The 17,628-nt window shown below is 68.5% G+C and carries 23 protein-coding genes; 10 read left to right on the top strand and 13 right to left on the bottom strand.

Annotated features, from left to right (window positions below; translation table 11 throughout):
• Positions 1-20 precede the first annotated feature (20 nt).
• The 9 genes from AB0F41_RS00900 to AB0F41_RS00860 form a co-directional block, all read right to left on the bottom strand.
• A complete protein-coding gene (locus tag AB0F41_RS00900; protein WP_357420585.1) occupies positions 21-1,376 on the bottom strand; it encodes an amidase in 1,356 nt (451 codons plus the stop codon).
• Complete coding sequence (locus tag AB0F41_RS00895) at positions 1,373-1,843, bottom strand: RidA family protein (RefSeq protein WP_357420584.1); 471 nt, start codon at positions 1,841-1,843, stop codon at positions 1,373-1,375. Before AB0F41_RS00895 ends, AB0F41_RS00900 begins: the two co-directional genes overlap by 4 nt.
• Positions 1,840-2,892, bottom strand: coding sequence for a TIM barrel protein (locus AB0F41_RS00890; protein ID WP_357420583.1), 1,053 nt, complete (start codon positions 2,890-2,892; stop codon positions 1,840-1,842). The genes AB0F41_RS00895 and AB0F41_RS00890 overlap by 4 nt, the downstream gene beginning before the upstream one ends.
• A complete protein-coding gene (locus AB0F41_RS00885) occupies positions 2,885-3,787 on the bottom strand; it encodes an ABC transporter permease (RefSeq protein ID WP_357420581.1) in 903 nt (300 codons plus the stop codon). The genes AB0F41_RS00890 and AB0F41_RS00885 overlap by 8 nt, the downstream gene beginning before the upstream one ends.
• The gene (locus tag AB0F41_RS00880) at positions 3,784-4,800 is read right to left on the bottom strand and encodes an ABC transporter substrate-binding protein (RefSeq protein ID WP_357420579.1); all 1,017 of its coding nucleotides are present in this window, start codon (positions 4,798-4,800) and stop codon (positions 3,784-3,786) included. The genes AB0F41_RS00885 and AB0F41_RS00880 overlap by 4 nt, the downstream gene beginning before the upstream one ends.
• Positions 4,797-5,642: an ATP-binding cassette domain-containing protein gene (locus AB0F41_RS00875; RefSeq protein ID WP_357420577.1), complete on the bottom strand. Its 846-nt coding sequence runs from the start codon at positions 5,640-5,642 to the stop codon at positions 4,797-4,799. Before AB0F41_RS00875 ends, AB0F41_RS00880 begins: the two co-directional genes overlap by 4 nt.
• Positions 5,643-5,742: 100 nt before the next feature.
• A complete protein-coding gene (locus tag AB0F41_RS00870; RefSeq protein WP_357420575.1) occupies positions 5,743-6,864 on the bottom strand; it encodes a sugar phosphate isomerase/epimerase family protein in 1,122 nt (373 codons plus the stop codon).
• On the bottom strand, positions 6,864-8,426 hold the full coding sequence (locus AB0F41_RS00865) for an AtzH-like domain-containing protein (protein WP_357420573.1): 1,563 nt from the start codon (positions 8,424-8,426) through the stop codon (positions 6,864-6,866). The genes AB0F41_RS00870 and AB0F41_RS00865 overlap by 1 nt, the downstream gene beginning before the upstream one ends.
• Positions 8,423-8,962 (bottom strand): ureidoglycolate lyase, encoded by a 540-nt coding sequence (locus tag AB0F41_RS00860; RefSeq protein ID WP_357420571.1) that lies wholly within the window; start codon positions 8,960-8,962, stop codon positions 8,423-8,425. The genes AB0F41_RS00865 and AB0F41_RS00860 overlap by 4 nt, the downstream gene beginning before the upstream one ends.
• 89 nt (positions 8,963-9,051) lie before the next feature.
• On the opposite strand from AB0F41_RS00860, the gene AB0F41_RS00855 reads away from it, so the two are divergent.
• Together AB0F41_RS00855 and AB0F41_RS00850 are read left to right on the top strand one after the other, a co-directional pair.
• On the top strand, positions 9,052-9,309 hold the full coding sequence (locus AB0F41_RS00855) for a glutaredoxin domain-containing protein (RefSeq protein WP_357420569.1): 258 nt from the start codon (positions 9,052-9,054) through the stop codon (positions 9,307-9,309).
• A 401-nt stretch (positions 9,310-9,710) separates the two neighbouring features.
• Positions 9,711-9,887 (top strand): hypothetical protein, encoded by a 177-nt coding sequence (locus AB0F41_RS00850; RefSeq protein WP_357420567.1) that lies wholly within the window; start codon positions 9,711-9,713, stop codon positions 9,885-9,887.
• Here the strand turns inward: AB0F41_RS00850 and AB0F41_RS00845 are convergent.
• A complete protein-coding gene (locus tag AB0F41_RS00845; protein WP_357420565.1) occupies positions 9,876-10,676 on the bottom strand; it encodes an SDR family NAD(P)-dependent oxidoreductase in 801 nt (266 codons plus the stop codon). The genes AB0F41_RS00850 and AB0F41_RS00845 overlap by 12 nt on opposite strands.
• A gap of 216 nt (positions 10,677-10,892) precedes the next feature.
• Between AB0F41_RS00845 and AB0F41_RS00840 the strand changes: the two genes are divergently transcribed.
• From AB0F41_RS00840 to AB0F41_RS00825, 4 genes are all read left to right on the top strand, one after another.
• Positions 10,893-11,780 carry an alpha/beta hydrolase gene (locus AB0F41_RS00840; RefSeq protein ID WP_357420563.1) on the top strand — a complete coding sequence of 296 codons (888 nt, stop codon included), beginning with the start codon at positions 10,893-10,895 and terminating at the stop codon, positions 11,778-11,780.
• A gap of 111 nt (positions 11,781-11,891) precedes the next feature.
• Positions 11,892-12,590 (top strand): class I SAM-dependent methyltransferase, encoded by a 699-nt coding sequence (locus tag AB0F41_RS00835; RefSeq protein WP_357420562.1) that lies wholly within the window; start codon positions 11,892-11,894, stop codon positions 12,588-12,590.
• A 47-nt stretch (positions 12,591-12,637) separates the two neighbouring features.
• On the top strand, positions 12,638-12,925 hold the full coding sequence (locus AB0F41_RS00830; protein WP_357420560.1) for a metalloregulator ArsR/SmtB family transcription factor: 288 nt from the start codon (positions 12,638-12,640) through the stop codon (positions 12,923-12,925).
• A 2-nt stretch (positions 12,926-12,927) separates the two neighbouring features.
• Positions 12,928-13,317, top strand: coding sequence for a VOC family protein (locus tag AB0F41_RS00825; protein WP_357420559.1), 390 nt, complete (start codon positions 12,928-12,930; stop codon positions 13,315-13,317).
• 69 nt (positions 13,318-13,386) lie between these two features.
• Here the strand turns inward: AB0F41_RS00825 and AB0F41_RS00820 are convergent, their stop codons facing one another.
• A complete protein-coding gene (locus AB0F41_RS00820; protein WP_357420557.1) occupies positions 13,387-14,013 on the bottom strand; it encodes a hypothetical protein in 627 nt (208 codons plus the stop codon).
• Positions 14,014-14,198: 185 nt separating this feature from the next.
• On the opposite strand from AB0F41_RS00820, the gene AB0F41_RS00815 reads away from it, so the two are divergent.
• Positions 14,199-14,597, top strand: a complete 399-nt coding sequence (locus AB0F41_RS00815; RefSeq protein ID WP_357420556.1) for a hypothetical protein — start codon at positions 14,199-14,201, stop codon at positions 14,595-14,597.
• A gap of 4 nt (positions 14,598-14,601) precedes the next feature.
• Positions 14,602-15,165, top strand: coding sequence for a PadR family transcriptional regulator (locus AB0F41_RS00810; protein ID WP_357420554.1), 564 nt, complete (start codon positions 14,602-14,604; stop codon positions 15,163-15,165).
• A gap of 3 nt (positions 15,166-15,168) precedes the next feature.
• Here AB0F41_RS00810 and AB0F41_RS00805 read toward each other — a convergent pair whose 3' ends face one another.
• Positions 15,169-15,735: a TetR/AcrR family transcriptional regulator gene (locus AB0F41_RS00805; RefSeq protein WP_357420552.1), complete on the bottom strand. Its 567-nt coding sequence runs from the start codon at positions 15,733-15,735 to the stop codon at positions 15,169-15,171.
• Between the two features lie 59 nt (positions 15,736-15,794).
• Here AB0F41_RS00805 and AB0F41_RS00800 point away from each other — a divergent pair, with 59 nt between their 5' ends.
• Positions 15,795-16,535: an SDR family oxidoreductase gene (locus AB0F41_RS00800; RefSeq protein ID WP_357420550.1), complete on the top strand. Its 741-nt coding sequence runs from the start codon at positions 15,795-15,797 to the stop codon at positions 16,533-16,535.
• A gap of 9 nt (positions 16,536-16,544) precedes the next feature.
• Here the strand turns inward: AB0F41_RS00800 and AB0F41_RS00795 are convergent, their stop codons facing one another.
• On the bottom strand, positions 16,545-17,051 hold the full coding sequence (locus AB0F41_RS00795; RefSeq protein ID WP_357420549.1) for a carboxymuconolactone decarboxylase family protein: 507 nt from the start codon (positions 17,049-17,051) through the stop codon (positions 16,545-16,547).
• Positions 17,052-17,084: 33 nt separating this feature from the next.
• On the opposite strand from AB0F41_RS00795, the gene AB0F41_RS00790 reads away from it, so the two are divergent.
• The gene (locus AB0F41_RS00790) at positions 17,085-17,615 is read left to right on the top strand and encodes a MarR family winged helix-turn-helix transcriptional regulator (protein ID WP_357420547.1); all 531 of its coding nucleotides are present in this window, start codon (positions 17,085-17,087) and stop codon (positions 17,613-17,615) included.
• Positions 17,616-17,628 lie beyond the last annotated feature (13 nt).

Raw genomic sequence — 17,628 nt, 5'->3', positions numbered from 1 at the left:
GTCGTTCGTGGGCAGGTGGTTCACGGAATGACCCCTTCCAGGTCGGGCGCGGGCGGCCTCGTGGCCGGGGGCGCGTGGGTCGGCAGGCGGTCGATATGGCGGGCGAGGCGGGTCGCGACGGCCAGCGCGGTCCGGTCCGCCCCCGGCGCCGCGGCGACCATGGTGGCCAGCGGCAGGCCGGCTGCGTCGCGTTCGCCCGGTACGACGACGAGCGGTCCGTGGAAGGCCGTCCACGGAATCAGGTAGGCGGCCGAGCCGGTGGTGCTGCGATCCGGAGCCGGGCCCGGGGCGGGCAGCGTGAGGACCGCGTCCACGCCGGCGAGCTGGGACCAGCGGGCGGCGCGTAGCGCGGCGATCTCGGCCCGGGCGTCGTCGTACTCGCGGTCGGTGACTGTTGCGCCGGTACGCAGGACGTCGGCGATATGCGGTCCGAACAGGTGGGGTGCCGGGGCGAAAGATCCGCTGTGCGCGTCCCAGGCCTCGCGGCACATGACGATGTGGTGTAAGTCCAGGACTCGTTGGGGAGCGGCCGGCGGCGGGACCTCGACGACCTCCATATCGGCCGTCGCCGCGGCCCGGGCGACCTCGCCGAGGTGGGTGAGACTCGCGCCGTCCGCATCGTGATAGAAGGCCGGCGGCAGCACGCCCAGCCGCAGCCGAGACCCGCCGTGCGCGGGTGTGTCGTTCGATGCGACCGGGTCCGCGACGTGCAGGGCCTCGAAGGCGAGTGCGATATCGCCGACGGTGCGTGCGAACAGGCCGAGCGTATCGAAACTGGGGGCGAGGGCGGTCATCCCGTCGGTGGGCAGCAGGCCGTAGGTCGGCTTGATGGCACTGACCCCGCAGTACGCCGCGGGCCGGCACACCGAGCCTGCGGTCTGGGTGCCGACCGCGAGCGGGAGCAGTCCGGCGGCGACGGCCACGGCGGAGCCGCTGCTCGATCCGCCCGGGGTGGCCGAGCGACACCACGGGTTGCGGGTGGGTGCCGGGTCCATTGTGGCGAGCTGGGTGGTCACGGTCTTGCCGAGGATCGTGGCGCCGGCCGCGCGGAGTTGCCGCACGATCGCGGCGTCGGCGGCGGCGGGCGGATTGTTCACGCGTGCCGGGGAGGCGGCGAGGGTGGGCAATCCGGCGACGTCGAGTACATCCTTGATCCCGACGCAGGCGCCCCGTAGCGCCCCCCGGTGCGGACCGTCGCCGAGCCCGGCGCCGGTGTCGACCGAGACCATCGCGCGTAAGCCCGGGTCGAGTTCGCGGATCCGCGACAGCGCGAGCCGAGCCGTGCCGGCCGGGGTCAGCGCACCGGCCGCCACCGCATCGAGCACCTCGCCGAGGGTGACCGGTCCACCGGCGTCCTCGGTCCGGGTGGCCTTCATTGCCGGACCTTGAAGACTGCGTCGACTTCGACGACGGCATTTTTGGGGAGTGTGGCCACACCGACCGCGGTACGGGCGTGGCGGCCGACCTCGCCCAAGAGGGCGACGAAGAGATCGGAGGCCCCGTCGATGATCCGGGGCACCTGCGCGAAACCCGGGACAGCGCTGACGAAGCCGCGCACCCGGAGACACCGATCGACCCGGTCGAGATCACCGTCGCAGGCCTGCCGCAGGGCCGCGAGCAGGTTGAGCGCACAGACCTCGGCGGCCCGGGCAGCCTCCTCGAGGCCGACCAGGGTCGGAACCTGTCCGTGCGCGGTCGGGACGCCGCCGAGCTCGTTGGTCTGACCGGCGAGGTAGACGACCGCGCCGTCGGCGACGTAGGGCAGGTAGCTGCCGGTCGGTGTCGGCAATATGGGCAGTTCCAGCCCCAGTTCGGCCAGTCTCGACTCCACCCGCCCGGTCACGCTGCCACCTCGCTCTCGGAGCGGGCGCCGAGGAAAGCCAGCCCGGAGGTGAGAAAGGCCATCGGGTCGCCGGGCCGGTCCAGCTCCTCGACGCCGTCGGCCACCCCCCGCGCGGCCACGTCGGCGTACTGCGCGGCGAGCGCGGCGAGCCCGTGCAGTTCGGCGTCGACCAGGTCGGGATGGCCGTCGAGCCACCGCTGGTCGCGCACATCCACGGGCTTCCGGGAACGCTGCCCACCGGGTTCGAGACCTTCGATGGTCCACATCCGGAGAGGCGACCCGGCGAGCACGGGAAACACGCGGTCCCAGTCGACCACGCCGCTGCCGAACGGTGCGACATAGCGGTCGAAGCCGGTCGGCGTCGGCCACAGCGCGAGATCGCGCAGATGGCACATTCTCAGATATTGCCTGCACCGCTGCGCGGCGGCGACGGGGTCTTCCCCGCGGACCACGACGTTCGCGATATCGAAGGTGACTCCGAGAACATCGGGGCCGACGGCCTCGACCAGGCGGATCACCTCGAAGGAGGTGATCTCCTCGTGCGTCTCGACGTTGAGGTGGACGCCGTGCCGCAGGAGGGTGGGTCGTAGGGCGAGCAGCAGCCGCTCGATGGCTGCCAGTTGGTCGTGCCAGGGCGCGTCGGTGCGGAACCGGTCGTACTGGAAGATACCTGGGTACCGGCGCTTCCACGCGGCGGTGGCCGTCCACAACTCGGTCACGCCGGCGGCGGCGCAGGCCGCGACCATTCGCTCCAGCGCGCGCAGGTAGTCGCCGTCGCCGAGAGCGCGGATCTCGGGCAGCTCGGCCGTCATGTACGGGTTCACCTTGGCGATTCCTGCCTCGATATAGAGGTCGAGTTCGTCGGCGTGCGCCCGGACCTCGGCGATCGCGCCGTGGTCGAGGCCTGGGTCCAGCTCGAGGACGGAACGGAACAGCACACCGGTGCAGCCGATCGCGGCGGCGGTTTCCAGTACCTCGTGCACCCCGCGGTCCTCGCCTCGGCTGCTGGGGAGCTTGCTGGTGTCGATCCCGATCCGGATGTCAGGCATTGTCCGTCACCCGCCCCCGCCGCCAGGGCATCGCAAGGTATTCCACGATGCTGACCACGACGAATGCGGTGACCGCCAACATGGAGGCGATCATCGCCGCGCCCCACAGTTCGGGGATGCGGAACTGGGAACCGAGGATGCTGATCAGGTAGCCGAGCCCCTTGTCGGCGCCGATCCACTCGGCGGTGAGCGCGCCGACGAAACACCCGCCCGCGCCGATCTTCATTGCCACGAAGAGATAAGGCAACGCAGTACGCAGCCGTACCTTGATGAGCACCCGCCACCATCCGGCGTTGTAGGACGCCATCAGCTCCATCGTCTCCGGGTCAACCGCCCGCAAACCACGCTGCATGCTGACCAGCGTCGGAAAATAGCAGAGAAAGCCGGCGACGATAACTTTCGAAACCAGTCCCGGCCCGAGCCAGATGGCCAGCAGCGGGGCGATCGCGATCACCGGGATGCTCTGTGCCGCGAGCGCCAAGGGGTAGGCACTGCGCTGGACGAACGGTGAGTAGACGAAGACCACCGAGGTGATCACTGCCGCAAGGGTTCCCAGGACGAGGGCGATGAGAGCCTCGACCGTCGTTGCCGCGGTGTTGCTCCAGAACAGCTCCGGATCGTCCTGCACCGCTGCCGCGATAGCGGACGGTGAGGGCAGGACGAAGTCCTGCACCAGTCCGGATGTGGTGGCCAGCTCCCAGATCCCGAGCACGGCAAGGATCACCCCGACCGGCCCGAGTATGTTGAGCGGCCGTCCCCAGCGGAGGCGGTGTCGCTGCGGCTCGGTGAGGTCGTGCAGGAGATCCGGATCCGCCGGTGTGGACTCGGCGCTGGGGGACAGCGGCCCTTCCGCCGAGATCGGGCCGGCTGCGACGGAGGTGGTCGGGGCGCTCATCGGATCTCCTTCGAGGCCAGGTCGGTGAGGAGGTCGCCGGTATCGACCACCGTGTCCGTGGCGCCTGCCGCGTGCGCGTTCTCCGCCAGCGTCCGCCAGACTTCCGGGTCGAGCGCGAGCAGTCCGTTTCGGTCGGTGTAGCCGGTCTGGAGGAACGGCACCATCGTCGTGGCCTGGTAATGCTCCTGGGCGGGATCGAGGCCGTCGACCGGCTTCTCCGCGAGGACCCAGTTCGCCGCCGCCGTCGGGTCGGCCAGGAATTCGGCCCACTGCCGTTGGGTGGCGTGCACCCATGGCCGGAGCACATCGTCCTTGTGCTTCTCGTAGTACGCCTCGGTGGTGAAGTAGACGTTCATCGGCGCCGCCATCCCGTACTCGGCGGCGAGCAGCATATGGTTCGGCACCCCGGCCTCCGCGACGATCCGAGGCTCGTTGAGGGCCATGTCGGCGTACGTGCATGCGACGTGACCTGCGATCAGCGACGCCTCGTCGGTGTTGCTGATGTTGACCACGTCGACGTCGCCAGGGTCGATGTGGTTGGTGGAGAGCAGGATCGGGAACCCGGGCGCCGAGATCGGGCGCACGCCGATCTTCTTGCCGGCGATATCGGCCAGGGTTTCGACGCCCGAATCGTCGCGGCAGAGCATCCCGAGCGGCGAGTTGCCGAACTCGGCACCGAGTATCTTGAGCTTCATTCCGCTGCCTTGGGCGGCGACGATGGCCTCACCGTTGGCGATGCCGATCTCGGCTTGCCCCGCGGCGACGACCTTGATCGGTTCGACCCCGATACCGCCGGGCGCATAGGTGACGTCCAGGCCGGCCTCGGCGTAGCTGCCGTCGGCGATCCCGTGCGGAATGGCGTAGTTCTGAGTGTTCGGGATGAAACCGAGCTGGACCCGGACCGGGATGCCGTCACCGGTCCCTGTGGTGCCCTGTCCGCCGGTGGCGCCGCAGGCGGAAACTGCGAAGAGGATGACGGCCGTGGCGAGGAACGGCAGTGGACGGATCTTCATGCGGCGCTCCTTTCTGTGTCGGTAGTGGTGGGAAGCAGGGCGCTGCGCAGTCGCGCCTCATGGGCGAGAAACCGGGGGTCTTCGCGTAGTTCGGCGGTGCGGTGGTGGCCGAAGTCGATGTCGTAGGTGTGCGTGATCCGGCCGGGCCGGGGACTCATGACCAGCACGCGGTCGGAGAGGAGTACGGCTTCGGTGATGGAGTGGGTCACCAGCAGCAAGGTGGTGCCCTGTTCCTCGAGGATCCGCAGTAGTTCGAAGTTGAGGCGCAGGCGGGTGATCTCGTCCAGCGCGCCGAAAGGCTCGTCCATGAGCAGGAACCGGGGCCGTAGGGCGAGCGCGCGGGCGATCGCGGCGCGCTGGCGCATCCCGCCGGAGAGCTCGTGGGGGTAGCGGTCCTCGAAACCCTTCAGTCCGACCAGTTCGATCGCGTGGTGGACTCGTTCGAGTCGTTCCTTTCGGGGAACCGACGTCATCTCCAGGCCGAGCGCCACATTCCCGGTCAGCTTGCGCCACTCCAGCATTCCCGAGGTCTGGCCGACCAGCGCGATCTTCTGCTCGAGCCGTGCCTGCCGGGGACTCAGGCCCCCGACAGCGGCCCGCCCGGTTGCTCCGTCCACGATGTCGGCGACGATCCGCAGCAATGTCGACTTACCGCACCCGGAGGGGCCTATGAGTGAGGTCCGGGAACCTTCGGGGATTTCGAAAGAGCAGCCGTCGAGCGCGGCCGTCTGCGCGTGTCCGCGTCGGTAGACCATCGAGACATCCGAGACGCGAATGCCGAACGCGTGCCCGGATGGGACGGTGTCGAGATATTTCGGCTCGTTCGCCTTGTTGTCAGACATGTGACTCCCATTGCTACTGCCGTTCAGGTGGAGATATGAAATAAGACTGCATGAGAATGGGGGGATGGGACAGTACCTGTCGGACAAGTTAATTCGGAGTTTACGCACGTAGCCCGGCCGAAATTCGGCGGGTCGCGATTCGCAGCGCGTCCGCGGCCCGCGCCACGAAGGTGTCGATGTCGCCCAGCTCGCCGGCCGCGGCCGGGTCGGCGGCGGCGCGCTCGAAGACGGCATGGCCGGGGACCTCACCGGCGCAGACGCGTGCGGTGTATCCGGCAAGCATCGTGTCGAGCGGATCGGTCGCCGCGGTCGGCGGAGCCCCTCGGTCGCGCAGCCATCGCGGGTCGGCGCGCGGGATCACCAAGCGGCCCCGGTGTGCGCCGCTGCCCTCGATGGTCAGGTGCAGGCCGGGTGAGGAGTCGAGCAGCGTGCCGAGCAGCCGTGGCCAGTCGAGGACTCCGTCCCCGCACGGCGCCAGGTATCGAATCAGGTCGGGGCCATGGGGAAAGAGCGCGACGTCGCGCAGGTGAGTGAGGTGAATATGCGGCGCCAGCAGTGACGCGACCTCGTGCGGATCTTCGCCGCGCGCCACCGAGTTGGCCGGGTCGAAGGTGACTCCGACGACATCGCCGCCGACCTCCTCGATCATCGCGAGGAGTTCGGCGGCGGTGATTTCCTCGTGCGTCTCGATATCGAGCCGGCTGCCGTTCGCGCGCAGTATCGGCGCGAGTCGGTGCAGGTAGGCGGTCGTCGCGCGCAACTGCTCCGGCCAGGTGACATCGGTGCGAAACCGGTCGACGGCGTGCACACCGTAGGACGGGGGCTTCTGGAACGCTGTCGCCGTCCACAACTCATGGCATCCGATCGCCGCCGCCGCCTCGATCATGCGGACCATGCCGGCGGTGTAGTCACCGGCGCCGAGGTCCCGCACCTCCGGCAGCTCCGCGGTCATGTACGGGTTGACCTTGCCCACGCCGACGTGCAGGTACAACCCGAGTTCGTCGGCCAGCGCACGGGCGTCGCCGAGCAGGCCGGCGTCCAGCGTCGGACTGAGCTCGACGATGGTCCGCACGAGCACCCCATCCAGACCTGTCCGGGCCGCGGCGCGCAGCAGGTCCAACGGGTCGCGAGCCGCGTCCGGCGCGGCGTCGAGCTGGTCTCGTGTGGGCTGAGGGAGCTTGATATCACGGCCGACGCGCAGGTCCGCGGAGAATTCGGCCATCACGATCCGGTCCGAGTATCTCGGGAGTCACGCTCTGGTCCATGGCTGGTCGTGAGATCCGGGTGGCCGTCGTCGGGACTGCGGCGGTGCCACCGTTCGGCCAGGGCGATCAAGCCCCGGTCCGAGCGTGGTGGCCCGACGAGACACATCCCGAACGGCAGCCCGGCACGGGTCTCGCCCGGCACGCTGACGGCCGGCAGTCCGGCGATTCCGGCGATACAGGTCAGTTGCATGGTCGCTGTCCGTATTGCGTGGACGGCGTCGCTGTCGTGGACCGGCGGTGCGACGGAAGAGGCGGAGGGTAGCACCAGCACCCGGTCACGGAGGAGTTCCCGGATCCGGATGCGAAGTACGGCGACCTCGCGCCGCGCACGGTCGGCTTCGCCGGTGGAAACCGCCGCCGCTCGCTCGAACCGGCCGCGCACGTCGGGCCTCAGGGTGTCCCACCGGGTGGTGAGCCAGGGTCCGTGCACTTGCCACGCTTCGTAGGCCTGCAGGGTCTGGAAGGTGGTCAGCATCGCCGACGAATCGAAGGTCCAGTCGATCCTCGGGATGTCGGCGACGAGCGCGCGGATCGACTCGGCGATATCGGGTTCCGCCAGGCCGAGAAGGGCCTCCGCGGTAACCGAATCGCCCGGTGTGGTCTCGTCCGGCGGCAAGAGACTGCCGGCCACCCGGCTGAGCAATGCCGGGCCCTTGGTCAGCCAGCCGACGGTGTCGAACGACGGGGACAGTGGGAGCAGGCCGCGGACGGATACCGCGCCGTGCGTCGTCCGGATGCCCCACAGGCCTTGGTAGGCGGCGGGCACGCGCACCGAGCCGCCGGTGTCGGTACCGAGACCGATGGTCGCATGACCGAGGGAAACGGCCGATGCCGATCCCGAGCTCGACCCCCCGGGAACCCGTTGCGCGGCACGGGGGTTCGGTGGCGCGCCGTAGTGGGTGTCGGTGCCTGCGAGGCCGAAGGCGAACTCATCGGTCCGGCTGATACCGCGCACGTCCGCCCCCTCGGCCAGGAGTCGCTCGACCGCCCAGGCATGTTCGGGTTCGGGTTCGGCGGCTTCGAGCCGGGCCGGATTGCCTGCGCCGACCCGTTGGCCCGCGACCGCGTACAGGTCCTTGACCGCCACGGACTCCCCGGACAGCGAACCTTCCCGGCTGCGCGGAAGCAGCGGATCGCCGACCAGACGCCAGATCCGGCCGTCGAGCGCGGCGGCCGCGGAACTGACGTGCGCGGCGGTGATCACCCACGTGCCGTCACGGTGTTCCCACAATTGGGTCTGCTGGCCACGGCCACCGGTGAGCAGCTCTGTCACGGCAACTATCAGGGCGTGCTCGTCGTCGATCTCCCGGACGTGCGTCTCGACGATCCGCCGGGGCGGCGCCCCGCCCCGCGCCCGCCGGAAGGCGCTGATCGCGTCGTGCCCGACGAGTAGTCCGGTGACGTCGCCTCGGAGCGTCGCCGGTCCAGGGGCGAACAAGCGGTCGAGCGCCTCGACGTCGTTGGTCATGAGAGCGTGCTCGTAAGCATCGAAGGCCGCCGCCAGCCCGGGGGCGGTCATATCAGGGCCTGCTTCCGGATCCCGGCCTCCGGTGCGGTGATCTCGAACTGCAGCGAACGCTCCCGGTCCAGCCGGAACGTGTGGTGGTCGACGATATTCGTATCGGCCAGCTCGAGGTTCGCGAACGTCCGGACCGGCTCGGCGAAATGCGGTCCGGAGTGCCAGGTCCCGCGGTGCAGCAGCACCGCGACGTCACCGGGGACCTCGAAGGCGACGATCCTGTCCACATCCGGCTCGGCGCCGGGGTCGTCGAGGTCCTCCGGCGGCGCCACCGCAATGATCCAGCTCGCGCCACCGACCGACAGCAGCGACTGCGTGGTCCGGCGGTGCCGGGTGATCGTCCGGAACCTGGGTGGCTTGTCCGCCAGTTCCATGAGATAGAACCGCGGCCGGCCGGCGGCCAGGTCCAGCAGCCCCTCGTCTTCGGTGACCGGCGTGCCGTCGGGCCGGGCACGCAAGATGGCGCCGAATGGGAAAAATGCTTCCCTGGTCAGCGGCTGCGCGACCAACGCGCGCGTCGTCGGGAGATTGCTCATGCGATCGAACCTACGACTCTTGTATGACATGTTTGTTAACGATTGAGTGCGAGTTCGAACGAAATCCCCGGTAGTACTACTTTACTTGTATGACACATGAGCTCATCGTCTATTTCAAGCCCGATTGTCCGTTCTGCGCCCGGCTGCGCACCGATCTGGATGAGGCGGGTGTTGCGCACGTCGTCATCGACGTCGAGACCGACGACACCGCGGCCGCCCTGGTCGCCGAACTCAACGGGGGTAATCGCATCGTGCCGACAGTCGTGTTCGGCGACGGGTCTGCGCTGACGAATCCGCCCGTGGCCATGGTGATCAGCAAGCTCGGGGCCCTCGCGGCAGGAGACTGATCTATCCGCGATCAGCGTCGAATTGTTCGCCGTGCAGGAACGGGTGCAGTGCTGGAATCCCTATGTAAGTAGGTCTACAGCTACGCGCAGCACGCGCAGTGGTACCCGGACGACGGGGGCACCCAAGCCGCGTTGCGCGTCCTGAAATCCCGATAGGGCCCACATTTCATCGACCAAGCCCTATTCCTGTCCAAGTCCTGGGCCGGTGGGTGAGGTTCCCCGCATTGCTGGAGGGCGGATTATCAGTTTCCAGCCGGGACCGGGTGATGGTAGCTCGCGTCGAACTCATCCGGTGATCGCCAACCCGGCTTCTTCTGGATGCCCGTAGCGGCCGGCGCTGTCGTTGTCGGTATATCCCTCGGCGGGCCGACCGCCCTATCGACCACAATCCCACCCGGTCGGTGTCGTCGCTCCGGCGCGGGATCCTGCGCAATGCGCGCCGGCGCGAGGACGGCCGCCGGATCTGGCGTTACGACCGGATCCGCCCGACCGCGGACGGCTCGCAGGATCTCTCCGCGCTGTGGGACGACGGTTTCGTCGTGCAGGCGCCGATGCGGTCGGCCGGTTCACATATGTGAGCCGCCGTCGACGCGGACTTCGGTGCCGGTGATGAAGTAGGCGTCGGGTGAGCCGAGCATCGCCACCACCGACGCCACCGAATCCGGTCCGGCGAAGAGGGCGCCGCCGTCGAGCGGCAGTGCGGGCGCGATCCTGGCGAACATCGACAGATCGGCATCGGCAGGCAGGCCCGGGCCGGCGCTCTGCCCCGCCGCGCCGGTGCCGTCGGTCATACCGGAGGAGATCGATCCGGGCTGGACGGAGTTGAACCGGATGCCCTGCTTGCCGAACTCCATGGCGAGAGCGTGGGTCATCGCCTGGATACCGCCCTTGGAGGCGGCGTAGGCGGACATGTACGGATGCGCGTAGGCCGCGGAGGTCGAACTGAAGTTGACCACCGCGGGCGCGACACCGGCGCGCAGGGCGGCAATGGCTTCGCGGGTGACCAGGAAGGTGCCCACGAGGTTGATCCGCAGGATGTGCTCGAAATCGGCGAGGGTGGTCTGTTCCAGATGCGCCGAACGCAGAATTCCGGCCGCATTGACCAGGGTGTCGAGCCCACCCAGCCGGTCCACCGCAGCGGCGACTCCGTCCCGGACCGAGGTTTCGTCACCGATATCGACGGTCAGGGTGCTCAGCTTGTCGGTGCCGGCTTTCGCCTCGGTGTCCCGCAGGCCTGCCTCGCTGATATCGGCGGCGACCACCCGGCCGCCTTCGCGCAGTATCCGGAGAACGCTGGCCTGACCGATCCCGGAGCCACCACCGGTGACGAGGACGCGACGGCCGTCGTAGCGTGCGAGGTTGGTCATTGGACGGGCTCCTGCTCTCGGATCGGCGGGCCTCGTCGCGACCCGCTCGGGTTTCCCAGCATGGACTCGCCACGGCCGTACAGCGCCGCGACCTTCCGCTCAGCAGGAGAAAAGCGCGCTCGGGTCGTGTCACCGCGGCGCCGCCGTGCGTCGTCGGCCGGTTCGTCCGCGGCGAGAAATCGCGTCCAGGTGACCGACGCCTCTACTGTCGAACCCGTGAGTTCGCGCGTGGGACATTTCCGGACCGAACAAGGACGTGCCGCCTACCTGCGGCCGTATGAGGCGGCCATGTCGGAACTCCCGCCCCCGGACCGGACCCATGACCTGCCCACATCGTTCGGGACGGTCCGCGCCTACGAATGGTCGGGTCCGGCGGACGCACCCGAGACCGCGATCCTGCTCGTGCCGGGGCGTTCGTCGGGCGCGCCGATGTGGTCGGCGAACCTGCCCGGGTTCCTGGCCACGCACCGGGTGTTCGCTTTCGATGCGCTCGGTGACGCGGGCCTGTCGGTGCAGAACACACCGTTCACGCATTTCGACGATCAGGCGCAGTGGATCGCCGAGGCGGTGGTGGCGCTGACCTCGGGACGCGTCCATGTGGTCGGTCATTCGTTCGGTGGCGCGACAGCCGTGACCTACGCGCGGGTTCATCCGGAACGAGTGGCGTCGCTGGTCGCGCTGGAGCCCGTGTTCACCTTCGCCTGGCCGCCGCCCTGGGTGTTCTTCTGGACCACCGTCGGCGCGCTGCCGTTCGTCTCCCGGAGCCTGCGAGAGAAAGCGCTGGGCAGGATCGGGGGCGAGGATTTCGCGAGTGCCCGCGAGGATCCGACGGCGCAGATGATTGCCGCCGGCACCGAGCATTTCGTCGCGGCTCTGCCCACTCCCCGCCTGCTGTCGGATGTCACGGCCACACCGCTGTCCATGCCCGTCTACGTCGCGATCGCCGCGCGTGACTCGCTCGCCGGGGGCGACAGGGCGGCGGCTCGGGCACGCCGACTGCTGCCGGACGCCACGGTGACAGTGTGGCCCGATACCACCCACTCACTACCGATGCAGGTGCCCGAAGCGCTCGGCGCGGCACTGCGCGCCTTCTGGAAGGCCTGAATCGAGGCGCCGCTCCACGGTATCCGGCCACCGGTCACGGGTGGTCTCCGGCGAGCAGATGGGGTGGGCGGTTACATGTACTCGCGCCGATCAGGCTGATAGTCGTGGGGGATGACCACACCGGAGGATTTCGAATTCGAAGCCGTCTACCGAGGTGACGGCCCGTTGGGTCCCGGCGCCGCACCGCCGTGGAGTATCGGGGAACCGCAACCCGAACTCGCCGCGCTGATCGACCAGGGCCGGTTCCACGGCGATGTGCTCGACGCGGGGTGCGGCGAGGGGGCGATCTCGCTGTACCTGGCCGAACGCGGTTTCACCACCGTGGGGCTCGATCTCGCACCGACCGCGATAGCCTCGGCGCGGGCCGCGGCCGATAGGCGTGGGCTCAGTGGTGCGACCTTCGATGTCGCCGATATCACCTCGTTCACCGGCTATGACGGCCGATTCGGGACGATCGTCGACAGCACGCTGTTCCATTCCATCCCGCCGCAAGCGCGAGAGGGTTATCTGCGGTCCATCCGGCGCGCCGCCGCGCCGGGGGCATCGTATTTTGCTCTGGTCTTCGACCGGGCCGCCCTGCCCGACAGCACCGGGCCCGGACCGGCGCCGGTGACGGCCGAGGAATTGCGGGCTGCGGTCTCGCCGTTCTGGGTGATCGATGAGATCGCGCCGGCGCGTATCCACGGCAATATGCTCGACGCGCTCGACGCCCCCGCGGGCGGTCCCGGAGTGAAATTCGAGGGCCTGCGGGATGAGGCGGGCGGCCGGAAATCGGTGCCGGCCTGGTTGCTGTCGGCGCATCGGGACTGAGGGCGGCGGCATTGACATGCAAGTCATGACTTGCATATCCTGGATGGGTGAACAACGGCACCGACCCCGGCGGGGTGTTCAAGGCGCTGGCCGAGCCCACCCGGCGGGTGATTCTCGATGAACTCGCCGAGCGCGACGGCCAGACGCTGTTCGAGCTGTGCGGACGGCTGACGATGCGACACGGGTTGTCGTCCACCCGGCAGGCCATCTCGCAGCATCTGGACGTGCTCGCCGCGGCCGGCCTGGTGACCGCCACCCGGGAGGGTCGCTACAAGTTCCACCACCTGAATCGAGAACCGCTGCGGAATCTCACCGATCGCTGGCTGAAGGAGTAGAGATGCGGATCAATCTGACGAGTGTATGGGTCGACGACCAGGCCCGGGCGCTCGGTTTCTATACCGAGAAACTCGGGTTCGTGAAGAAGACCGACGTGCCGGCCGGTGAGTACCGCTGGCTCACCGTCGTATCGCCGGAGAACCCGACCGGTGTCGAATTGTTGCTGGAACCCGACGGTCACCCGGCGGCGAAACCGTTGAAGAGCGCGCTGGTGGCCGACGGTATCCCGTTCACCTCGTTCGCGGTCGACGATGTGCACGCGGAATACGAGCGGCTGCAGGCGGCGGGTGTGCTATTCACGCAGCCCCCGGTGGACCACGGCCCGGTCACCACCGCCGTCCTCGACGACACTTGCGGCAATCTCATTCAGATCGCCCAGTACAAGGCCTGATTCTCGCCGATCGGCTCCGCCGGCGGCCGATGCCCGCGAGGAGGTGAAACCTCGCGGGCATCCGTGTGTTCACAGTCCTTGCGGGCCTTGCGAACGCAGGTCGTCCACTTTGCGCATGGCCTCCCGTAATTCCTCCAGCCAGGCGTCCGTGTGCTGCCCGGCCAGCTTCACCGTCCATGCCAGCGCATCGGCGCGCGATCGGGCAACACCGGCGTCGACGAGCGTATCGAGCACTTTGCGTTCCGGCTGGCGCAGCCGGGTCATCACCGGTACCGCCAGATGCGTGAACAACACTCGCTCGCCGTCTACCGAAACACCCCACGCCACACTGCGCCCGTAGCGCCGCTGGGCTTCGTCGGCGATCTGCATCCGGGCCGCGCGGGTGGACTCCCGGAATCGGGCGATCGCGCCCTCTTTCGTGGCGTCCGGGACCTTGCGCGTCGCATCGTCGTCCGGCGTCTCCGCCCCGGTCTCCGCGGACTTCTCGGCGTCGGCGGGCGAGCCCGGGGCCGGCAGCGGCAATTCGCCGATCACGACGATTTCGTCGCGGTCGATCTCGATGGCGGGTGCGCCGGTGAACCATTCGTCCGGCAGTCGCCCGGCGAACCAATCCGGTACGTCCGTGGTCTCGGGTAGGTCGGCCTGCTGCCAGCCGCCCGGTCTGCCGAATCCTCGTCCTCGATGTCCGTGCCTCATGGGATTCACCTTCTCACCGCGTAGCGATTACTTGATTACAACGTTACTCCGCTGGTCTGCGGGCGGTTTATGCCTTCAGCGAACTTCCTCTCGAGCTCTTCTAGTCAAATTTGTCTACTGCCTCTATGCTGGACGCAGCTAGCCAAATTTGGCTAGACTTCGTCCGCTTCAACGAGGTGAGGAAGATGTCTTCGATTTCCCCGTATGTGATGGTCGACCGTGCGAATGACTATCGAGTGTTCCTGGAGCGTGCCTTCGAGGCCGAGATCACCGATTTCGTCGTACTGCCCGAAGACCCCGGGCGGGTTCTGCATGCCCGGGCCCGCATCGGTGACAGCGAACTGTTCTTCGCTGATTCGGGGGAGGGAGGGCAGCGCTGCCTGAAGTCCCCGGACGAACCGGTTCACGTGCAGTTGTGGGCGACGGTGCCCGACGCCGACAGCGTCTACGGGCGCGCGATCGACGCGGGGGCGCGGCCCGCGCAAGAGGTCACTGCCCAGTCCGACGGTAGCCGGCTGGGTGGGTTCGTCGACCCGTTCGGCACGCTCTGGTGGGTGAATACCACCGCGCCCGTGGGGGTCTGACCGGATGTCGGCGGTCCGGCTGCTCGCGCTCGGCGCGGTCCGGCGACGGGGGCGCGCGCACGGCTACCAGGTCCGTGCCGACCTCGAGTCCTGGGGTGCCCACGAATGGTCCAGTGCCACTTCGGGTTCGGTGTATCACGCGCTGAGATCCGCGGCGGGTCGCGGTCTGCTCCGGGAGCACGAGGTCTCACCGAGTGCGGTGGGTGGGCCGCCCCGCATCGAATACGAGCTCACCGACGACGGGGAACGGGCCTATCTGGACCTGCTCCGCACGGCATTGTCCAGTCGTGATCCGCGGATGGATCTGCTGGCCGCCGCCGTCGGCTTGATCGAGGATCTGCCCCGGGCGGAAGCCGTTGATCTCCTGCGCCGACGCGCCGCCGCGATGGACGACTGGGAGGCCGGAATCACCACACATCTGCCGCCGGATGCCGATCTCGCCACCTGGGGCCCGGTCGGCGATGTCATCGGGTTGTGGTTGCATACCGCGCGCAGCCGGGCCGAATGGACGCGCGCACTGCTGGATCGGGTCGAGCGGGGTGCGTACCGGATGGCGGGGGAGGTGTAGAACTCAGGTGCAGGGTGCGCGGAGGCCGTCGACGAGGATCGACAGCAGTCGCGGACCCCGTGCGTCGAGTTCGGTGTCGTCGAGCCGCGACAACCAGCTGATGAGCACGATGACGTCACGGGCCTCGGCGTCGGCGCGGACCGTGCCGGCCGAGCGCCCGGCGGCGAGCAGTAACTCCACCGACTCGCCGATGGGGCCGAGGCTGTGCGCGGCGAGGTCGCGCGAAGTGCCGGCCTCGACGGCGGCGAAGACATCGCGTTTGACCCGCGCATAGGCGGCCACCCGGTCGAACCACGCCGCCAGCGCGTCCAGTGGCGGGTGCGAGGCCAGTAGATCCGGAGCCGCGGCGATCAGCTCGTCCACTTCGCGGTGGTAGACCTCGGCGAGAAGATCTTCCCGAGTCGGGAAGTGCCGGTACAGCGTGCCCTGTCCGATACCGCACGCCTTCGCGACCGCGTTGAGCTTGAGCTCTCCCGGCTCGCGCACGAGGTCGCGGGCGGCGGCCAGTATCCGCTCACGGTTGCGCTGGGCGTCCGCACGTCGGGTGCGACCGTCAGCAGAAGCGGACATGTGTCCGCTATGCTGGTCGGGGTAAACGGACATATGTCCACTATAGCCGGAGGATCGCTATGACAATTGACGGCAAGGTCGTCGCCATCACCGGCGCCAGCAGTGGAATCGGTGCGGCCACAGCGCGTCATCTGGCCGCACTCGGCGCGGCCGTCGTTCTCGGGGCCCGCCGCACCGACCGGCTCGACCGGCTGGTCGCCGATATCGAGGCGGACGGCGGCCGGGCGGCCGCCGTCCGGGTAGATGTCACCGATCCCGCCGACCTCCTCGCGCTCGCCGAACTGGCCGTCGAGCGTTTCGGCCGGTTGGATGTGCTGGTGGGGAATGCCGGGGTCACCCGGATCGGCGTGATGGCCGACCTCGATGTGGCGGGCTGGTCGGCCATGGTCGACGTGAACGTCAAGGGGATCCTGCACGGGATATCCGCGGCGCTGCCGATCTTCCGGCGGCAGGGTGGCGGTCACCTCGTCACCGTCGTCTCGACCTCCGGGCTGAAGATCGTTCCTACCCAGGCGGTGTACGCCGGAACGAAGAACGCGGTGCGCGCCCTGCTGGAAGGGTTGCGGCAGGAGAGTATCGACGGAGTGTTGCGGACGACATCGATTTCACCCGGCTATGTCCGCACCGAACTCATCGACAACGCCGTCGACGATCCGGCCGTGCGGGAGCAGGCCAGGCGGAACATGGCCGAACTCGGTATCGACCCCGTGGCGGTGGCCCGGGCGATCGCGTTCGCGATCGACCAGCCCGAGGATGTCGAAATAGGCGACCTGACCATCCGGCCGACCCGTCAAGGCTGAGGCCGGGGCTCAGGTGGCTCGGACGAGGCGATTGGCCAGGGTGGACATCGTGTAGGTCCCGATACCGAATACGACCTCCAGCGCATTGCGTCTCGTGTATCCGTGGGCCAGAAAGGCTTCGAGTGTCGCGTCGTCCACACCCCCGGCGGTGGCGAGAACGCGGAGGGTGAAATTCCGGATCGCCTCGAGGTCGCTATCGGGCAATGACTGTTGTTCGCGCAGGGCGGTGATCAGGCCGGTCGGCGCACCGAGTGCGCGGAGCTTGCCGGTGTGCATCGCGACGCAGATATGGCAGTCGTTCCGCGCCGCGACGGTCATGATGACGACCTCCCGGGCTACCGGATCCAGGGTGCAGCCCTCGAAACTCGCGCTCATGGCCAGGAATCCATTGAGCAACTCGGGAGATTCGGCCAGCCGGCGCACGGCGTCCGGTACCGAACCGGAGGGACCGGCGACGGCCCGGATGGCCGCGTGGGATTCGGGTGGTGCCGTCTCGGCGGTATGGGCGGTGAACATCTCTCTCCTATGATGGACAACATGGTTGACGATATGAGCAGAATGGTAAACCAGGTTGACCATCTTGCCAAGGGTGATGCCTCGGCCCCGGGCGACGATGTGCGCGCGGGCTACGAACTTCCTCTACTCCTGTTCGCGGGGTTTCGGACCCTCATCGACGAACTGCATGCCGAGCTGGGACGGCGAGGTCATCCGGAACTGCGTCCGGCACACGGATTCGCCATGCAGGCGATCGGTATCGACGGCGCGTCGGCCAGTGATCTCGGACGTCGGCTGGGCATCTCGAAACAGGCCGCGGGCAAGACTGTCGATCGCCTGGTCGCTCTCGGCTATGCGGAACGAGCCCACGACCCCGCCGACACCCGGCGCAGAATTGTTCGTCTCACCGCCCGCGGTGTCGACGCGCTGGCCCGGTCGGCCGAGATCTTCGGGCGATTGCGCGCGAACTGGTGCGGCGAACTGGGGGAGGGCCGGGTCCGCGCGATGGAGGACGATCTGCGCACCGTCGCGGCACCGGTCGCCTACCGGCTGGACGCGGCCGGGTGGCTGGGTGGGATGAATTGAAAATCACGGGACG

Source organism: Nocardia sp. NPDC024068 (assembly GCF_040638875.1).
In the GTDB taxonomy this organism is placed as follows: domain Bacteria; phylum Actinomycetota; class Actinomycetes; order Mycobacteriales; family Mycobacteriaceae; genus Nocardia.
This window is presented reverse-complemented; position numbering and strand designations above follow the sequence as displayed.